The sequence below is a fragment of the Aminobacter sp. P4_H6_2 genome, assembly GCF_056400805.1.
Genome location: NZ_JBFUKO010000280.1, coordinates 1 through 7,002, shown reverse-complemented (window position 1 = coordinate 7,002; position 7,002 = coordinate 1). Strand labels below are relative to the sequence as shown.

The window sequence follows — 7,002 nt, the reverse complement described above, 5'->3', positions numbered from 1 at the left end:
CGGATGAGGTGGATGGCTCCCGCTCCCGGCATCTGAGTGCCAAAATGGGTTTGCTGTCTGGCAACCCAAGCAAAGGAGCCATCCGCCATGCAGATTACCACCGTGGGCCTCGATTTGGCCAAGCGTGTTTTTCAAGTTCATGCCGTTGACGCGTCTGGAGACGTTGTCGTGCGCAAGGCACTACGGCGATCGCAGGTTTTGCCGTTCTTCACCAAGTTGCCACCCTGCCTGATCGGCATCGAGGCCTGCGGCACATCGCACCATTGGGCGCGAGAGCTGACCAAGCTGGGTCATGAGGTCCGCATGATGCCGCCGGCCTACGTGAAGCCGTATGTGAAGCGCGGCAAGAACGACGCGGTGGACGCCGAGGCGATCTGCGAAGCGGTGACCCGCCCGACCATGCGGTTTGTGGCGATGAAGTCAGCCGAGCAGCAGGCGGCATTGTCGCTTCACCGCGCTCGTAATCTCCTGGTCAAGCAGCGCACGCAGCTGGTCAACATGATCCGAGGCCTGCTGGCCGAGTTCGGCATCGACATTCCCGAAGGGTTGGAGCGGGCGCTTGGCCTGGCACGCCAGATCGCCGCCAAGGAAGTAACGCCAGACGTGCCGCAGATGGCGATGCAGATTCTTGGCCTGCTATGCGGACAGGTTCTCGACACCCATGTCCGTCTTCAGGCGCTCGACCGAGCGATCCTTGCCCTGCAAAGAACTGACGAGGTGGCACGGCGTCTATCGACCATTCCAGGCATCGGCCCGGTGGGTGCAACGGCGCTGGCGGCATCGGTCGCTGATCCGGGACAGTTCCGTTCGGGTCGGGAGTTTGCCGCCTGGCTCGGGCTCACGCCATCGCAAAACTCGAGTGGTRGCAAAGACCGGCTCGGCCGCATTACCAAGATGGGTGACCGGTATCTAAGAAAGCTSYTGGTGGTGGGCGCGACATCCTTGATCCGCCGAGCCAAATACAAACCAGAGACAGCGGACCCGAGGCTCGTCGCGCTCCTCGCCAGGAAACCGGTGCGTGTGGCGAGTGTCGCCATGGCGAACAAAATGGCCCGGGTGGTCTGGGCGATCATGATCCGCGGCGAGGTTTACCAGGCGCGCCATGCCCCGCACCTTGCAGCATAGAGTCGCCAAGAGATGAGATCCTGAAGGCAAGAAACAGTTCGAGCCGGCCGATCGGCTCCATGAGGTTGTGAGAGCGAAGCGATGTGATGGCGAAACCGGTCAGGCCGGAAACAGGGACAACCCGCGGACAGTCCGAGGCGTCATAGCCTGCTAAGCAGATTGGGACCTTGTTTTGCCGACCCCATCAGGGCCAGCAGTCTCCTATGGCTGCATCAACAGGCCGGACAGAAGACTGCACCCGACCAACGCGCCAGAACGTCGAATTATCTCTTGCAATGCGGGAGCCATCCACAGAGGACTGTCGCGCCCCGGCTTGGTAGCAGATACTATTCACGCGTAATCTTCAAGCGACGTTCAGTTCGGCGCCCAAAATCGAGAGCAACGCGCTCACTTTAGGGCTAAGTTGCCGGTCAGCCAGCCACACAAGGTGCAGCGGCAGGCCCTCAATGGCGAATTCCGGAAGAATCTCGACGAGTATTCCGGCCTCCAGTTCTCGACTGACCAGCCAGGTTGCGAGTTGAGCGACACCAAAGCCGGCCCTGACGGCCTCGACCTGCGCCTCGGCGCTGCCAAGAACGATGCGCCCCGCGACAGCCCGGTGTTCGACGCCGTCCGCGCCGCCGAAGCGCCAGGGCGACGTGAACCCATCACTGCGTCCGTAAAGCACCCCGCCGAGCTTCGCCAAATCATCTGGCGTTGCCGGCATGGGCTGCTTGGCCAGATAGGCCGGTGAGGCGCAAAAGACGAGACGCTCCGCGCCGAGGCGGCGATGGGCGACTCGATCAGGCCAGGCTTCCGGGCCACCGATCCTCACCGCAATGCTGCTCGCATTGGCGCGTTTTTTGCCGGCACTGGCGCTGCCGATCTTTTGGGGCACGGCCAGCGAGACGGCGGCCGAGATCGCCGGTCCTGATCGCGCCAGTAAAGCGGTCGCCAACGTCTATCTGGGCATCTCCGGCGCCATGGTGTTCGGCATTCCCCTTGGAACGCTCGCCGGCGCCGCATTCGGCTGGCGCGGGGCCTTCTGGGCTCTGGCGGTCCTGTCGTTGTTGATGGCGACGCTGCGGCTCGTGGCTATGCCAACCCTGGCTCGTCCCCAGCGCCTGCGGCTGGGTCAACAAATGCGGATTTTGAGGTCACCCTTCTTTCTGGCGAACATCGCCCTGTCGGTCCTGGTCTTCACTGCCATGTTCACCGCTTACACCTATCTGGCCGATCTTCTGGAACAGGTCGCTCGGGTGCCCTCCAAAGATGTTGGCTGGTGGCTGATGGGCTTTGGTGCGATCGGCCTGCTCGGCAACTGGATCGGAGGGCTCATGGTCGGTCGCGGACCGCTGCGCGCCACGGCTCAGGCCGCACTCGTCTTGGCCGGCGGCATGGCGGCGACCGTTCCACTCGCCTCGCATCCCCTATGGCTGGGACTTGCGCTCGCCGTCTGGGGCTTGGCCAATACCGCGCTTTATCCCATTTGCCAGATCCGCGTCATGAAGTCTGCAAGCCATGCCCAGGCCCTGGCGGGCACGCTGAACGTGTCCGCAGCCAATGCTGGCATCGGCCTTGGTGCCATTATCGGCGGCACTGCCATTAAGATGCTGGGTATCGGTAGCTTGGGCTACATCGCCGCAGGCATCGCGGCATTCGCAGTGCTCGCCATTCCGTTCATCGCCCGTCTCGAAGCTAGGAAGGCCGCCCAATAACACCAACATTGATTGGGAAGCCGACGTTTCGACAGACCGCTGCAGCCAAATGTGTTTCGAAGGCGGACCAGCAGATTTCGGCCCCCTAGGAGCCGCTTCAGGCCAAACGAAGAGAAGCGCGCGAGGACGTTGACTACACTACGCTGGCCCTGACTAAACCAACTCCGAGACCCAATTCCCTTCTTCGGACCTCCAGCGGCTATTTTGCGCAACTCCGACGTTCATGCTTGATGCCGCCTCCGTTTCACGGCACATCGGTCAGCATGAAGGATGAGACAAGGGACCGCAGTCGGGACTTGTTGTGGGCCTTGCCCGCGTCGCTGATCTTGCATGGGCTCATCGTCGCGGTCTTGGTCTACGGCCAGCCGATGCTTCCTCATCTGCAGCAGGAAGAGCCAGCGGTAAACGTCACTCTCGTGCCTCCGCCCGAACAGCCAAAGCCGAAACCTGCTCCTCCGCCGGCCCCAAAGGAACCCAAAGCCGAAAAGCCCCCGGAACCGAAGGTGGAACGACCGCCTCCATCGGAAGTGCCACCACCCAAGCCGGCACCAATCGAGGTCCTGAAACCTGTTTTCCGGTTCGGGGACAAGGATGCCGGCTCCAGTACATCTCTGGAGGGCGGCATCGTTCAAAACACCTCGCCGTCGCCGACTAAGGGTGACGATTCGAAACCGCCTCTCGCAGCGAAGGGCTCGCAGAATGAATCCGCCACGTCCCCGGGCTCCGAAGAGCGGCCAGATGCAGCCAACGACACCGAAAAGCAGGCGACCGCGGCAAAGGATCCCGAGTCCGCACAGGATGCGGAGAACGACGCGACCTTAAACCAGGACATAGGCAAACAGGAGACTGACAAACAAAAGGGATTGGTGGACGGTGCTGACAAGCAAACAGCAACAGCACCAACGCCGTTGGATGCTGCCGGCAGCGGCGGTGAGATCGCGCTTCCCGCCTTGGCCAAAGCGCCGCAGCCCCGACCCGCGAATGCGCCGAAGCCCAGCTTTGCAAAGGCCTCGAAGCCCAGAAGCGGGAGCTCCGGGACGCCAAACTCCAAGGATGTGGACGTTGCCACATCGGAACCTTATTCGGGATTGCCGGGTGTTCGAAGGCCCCAATCGCAAGGTGCTACCGACGATGCGCTGGCCACAACTTCGATGGCTGGCGTGCCTCGCGACAAGCGGGCTGCCAAACTTTGCGCCAGCACCTTGCAGCAGCAACTGGTGGATGCTTCTTATTCCCCCGACCTGGTGCCAATGGTTCCGCTAAAGCTGGGCAATGTCCTTGACGTCCCGGAGGCTGCTTTCCGCACGCGAACAGCATGGCACGCTCTCAGCTTCCGATGCGAGGTCGATACCGACGCGACGTCAGTCCTGTCGTTCTCCTTCCGCGTCGGAGCTACGATCCCGCGCGAGCAATGGGYGCGTCTCGGACTCCCTGCAGGTTACTAGAGCTTGTTGCCCAAAAAGCGGATCCCGGCTGTCTGGTTTCTCGTGTCACGCGAGATAGCATCCGTCTGACATCGGGTGTGGCTATCCTGTTCCGTCAAATTTGACCTGCGCAATCAAGCGCAGCTCGATGCGCACGCCGTATCGGCCATCGCCAACTAGCGCGCGGCACCGAGCCGCCAAGGGTTCAGCCATCCAGCCAGGCGGCGAGGCCGTCCAAGGTTTGCAGCCCGTATTCCACCGCGCCGAAGCCGATGACTACCTGACGCCGCTGGCGGCTGGGGTGCAGCTGCCGCATGGTCAGCACCGTCTTGCCGTCGGCCTGCTCGTCGAATGTCACCGTGGCTCGGAAACGATCGGGGTCGTGTGGGTCGGGCGTGCCGTAGTCCATCACGATCCGTTCGTTCGGCACGATCTCCAGAAAGCGCATGAGGTTCTCAAAGCGCTGCTCCTGGCCCTCGAACACGCCCACCATGTCGAACCGCCAGACCCCGCCCTCGCGGATATCGGCTTCGTGGGTCTCGATGCCAAGGCCTGCCGGCCCGTACCATTGCGCCAGCGCCTTAGGGTCCATCCAGGCGGCAAAGACCTTGTCGCGTGGGTGGTTGAGCAGCTTTACCAGCACGATTTCCCGGTCGAGCGACCAGGTATTAAACAGGTTTGTCATGTCGTTCACCATCCTCTTGTGTCTTGTCCAGGTAGACTTCCAGTCGATCCAACCGCTCAGCCGCGCGTCGGCGCTCCGCCTCCATCCAGTCAGCCGCCTCGTCGAAGCGCGCCGGCACCAGCCGGCACCAGCGGCTGCGCCCGCGCTTCTCGCTGGCGATCAGCCCGCAATCTTCCAGCACCTTGAGATGCTGGGCGAAGGACGGCAGCGCCATGTCGAAAGGCTCAGCCAGAACGCTGACTGGCACCTCGCCCTCCGCCAGCCGCGACACCACCGCGCGGCGGGTCGGGTCGCTGAGAGCGTGAAAGGCGAGGTCGAGGGGGGTCGAATGGTAAGGCATATGCCTTTGTAACGTGAGTCGGTGGCGCCGGTCAAGAAAATTAAGGTAGTTGCCTTAGTATGCACTGACAGGCCGCACTGCAGACCGCCAGCTCTAGGCGCCAGTTCAGCAACGCGCCTCAATGGGCCGCTATCAAGTTGCGCCGCGATCCGGTCGTCACTGACGGCCCTCCGAAAAGTGAGGAAAGCGCCGCTCCAGTTGATTCCGATCTTCCGAGCTGCTTCAAATTCGGTCCTGGGTCGCGGAAGGGGAGGTGACATGGTGGATTCCAATCGGATCGACAACCTGATCGCAGCGGTGCCTCCCGCCTTGGCACTTCGAGCCGGGCTGGACCTTGGCGTGTTCACCCGGCTCGGTGACAGCGCGGTGACTGCAGACAGTCTTGGGGCCGCGCTCAAAGTCGAGCCCGATCGTCTGTCGCGGCTCCTCTACGCGCTCGCCAGCATCGGCCTCCTTGAAGTCAAGGATGGTCAATTCCGCAACGGAGCCGAAGCGTCCGCCTTTCTCGACGCTTCCAAGCCGACCTATCGCGGCGGCGATCATGCGCTCCTGCGCGAGCTCTGGGGAGCCGACCTATTGACCGCAGAGTCGCTGCGTCAGAGCCGGCCGGCTGCGCTGCACGACTTTTCCGAAGCGGGCCCCGAGGCAGCGGCGGCCTTCAGCCGCATGCTTGCACCGCGCGGGGTGATATTCGGCCGGCATCTGGCCCAGGAGATGGACCTGTCTGCGATCGGTTCAGTGATCGACATCGGCGGGGGGCCGGGGACCATTCTCGTCGGACTTCGCGAGCGGCGGCCGCAGATTGTGGCGACGTTAATGGAACTCCCAACGGTCGCAGCGGTCGCGCCAGAAATCCTGTCAGAATACGGTGCCAGCGACGTGGTTGTAGAAGAGGGGGACATAACTGTCGCGCCATCGATGGGTCGGCACGACCTGGCGATCCTAAAGGCCGTCGTCCAGGTCCTTCCGCCGGACCAGGCACGCAGCTCTATCCTGAACGCGGCGCGTTGCCTCACCCCCGGAGGCGAGATCGTGATCGCCGGGTGGGGTGTCGTTGATGACGACCGCCTGGGCCCGCCTGAGGGTGTCTTTTTGAATCTCACCTTCCTGAACCTCTACCGGCACGGCGAATCGTACACTGAAGGTCAGTATCGCGCGTGGATGACCGAGGCTGGATTCCGGGATATCGCCAGGTCGCGCCTGACGGACGGCACCACCTTGTTTCGTGCGCGGCTCACAGGCTGATCGTGGCTGAATGGTTGGTTTTGGACGCGAGGCAATTCGAGGCTCGAAGTGGCCTTTGCTACATCGGCCGCGATGGTTTGCTTTCAAGCCGATCCAACTTGAAAGCAGACCATCCACTTGAGGCCCCGAAAGGTTCGTTGTTTTCTGTGTTTCGGCGTGGAATAAGCCTTTGGCACGCCGATCCAGGGTCCTTGTTCCGGGCCGCTTGCTGCTATCTTCGCCCCAATGGCGGTCAGTCTGCTCCTCATGCGGTGGAAGGCTCTCCTCCGCCTTGCGGTTAGTGTCGCGGGGCTAGAGATGCGGGTGGATGTCACCGGCTTCGGCAAGACATCATAACGCCAACGAGTGTCAGCCTTCGCCTTCATAGACATGGCGCTCGAAGCGTTCGAGCAGTGCGTGCATCGATTTGCGCGCGTCAGCGAATGCCTGTGATCCGCCCCTGACAGCCATGTCGGCCTCGTAGGCTTCGCGAGAGCTAAAACTGTG

At 62.4% G+C, this 7,002-nt stretch carries 7 protein-coding genes; 4 read left to right on the top strand and 3 right to left on the bottom strand.

Annotated elements, in window-relative coordinates; genetic code table 11:
* Window positions 1-87: 87 nt before the first annotated feature.
* Window positions 88-1,125, top strand: coding sequence for an IS110 family RNA-guided transposase (locus AC1DUU_RS18955; protein WP_476784949.1), 1,038 nt, complete (start codon window positions 88-90; stop codon window positions 1,123-1,125).
* Between the two features lie 343 nt (window positions 1,126-1,468).
* Here AC1DUU_RS18955 and AC1DUU_RS18950 read toward each other — a convergent pair whose 3' ends face one another.
* The gene (locus AC1DUU_RS18950) at window positions 1,469-2,002 is read right to left on the bottom strand and encodes a LysR substrate-binding domain-containing protein (RefSeq protein ID WP_476784948.1); all 534 of its coding nucleotides are present in this window, start codon (window positions 2,000-2,002) and stop codon (window positions 1,469-1,471) included.
* Between AC1DUU_RS18950 and AC1DUU_RS18945 the strand changes: the two genes are divergently transcribed.
* Entirely contained in the window at window positions 1,968-2,822 is an 855-nt protein-coding gene (locus AC1DUU_RS18945) for an MFS transporter (protein ID WP_476784947.1), read from the top strand. The genes AC1DUU_RS18950 and AC1DUU_RS18945 overlap by 35 nt on opposite strands.
* Before the next feature lie 263 nt (window positions 2,823-3,085).
* Complete coding sequence (locus AC1DUU_RS18940) at window positions 3,086-4,267, top strand: DUF930 domain-containing protein (RefSeq protein WP_476784946.1); 1,182 nt, start codon at window positions 3,086-3,088, stop codon at window positions 4,265-4,267.
* A 184-nt stretch (window positions 4,268-4,451) separates the two neighbouring features.
* Here the strand turns inward: AC1DUU_RS18940 and AC1DUU_RS18935 are convergent, their stop codons facing one another.
* Window positions 4,452-4,931 carry an SRPBCC family protein gene (locus AC1DUU_RS18935; RefSeq protein ID WP_476784945.1) on the bottom strand — a complete coding sequence of 160 codons (480 nt, stop codon included), beginning with the start codon at window positions 4,929-4,931 and terminating at the stop codon, window positions 4,452-4,454.
* Window positions 4,915-5,271 (bottom strand): ArsR/SmtB family transcription factor, encoded by a 357-nt coding sequence (locus AC1DUU_RS18930; RefSeq protein ID WP_476784944.1) that lies wholly within the window; start codon window positions 5,269-5,271, stop codon window positions 4,915-4,917. The genes AC1DUU_RS18935 and AC1DUU_RS18930 overlap by 17 nt, the downstream gene beginning before the upstream one ends.
* A gap of 258 nt (window positions 5,272-5,529) precedes the next feature.
* Between AC1DUU_RS18930 and AC1DUU_RS18925 the strand changes: the two genes are divergently transcribed.
* Window positions 5,530-6,516 (top strand): methyltransferase, encoded by a 987-nt coding sequence (locus AC1DUU_RS18925; protein ID WP_476784943.1) that lies wholly within the window; start codon window positions 5,530-5,532, stop codon window positions 6,514-6,516.
* Window positions 6,517-7,002 lie beyond the last annotated feature (486 nt).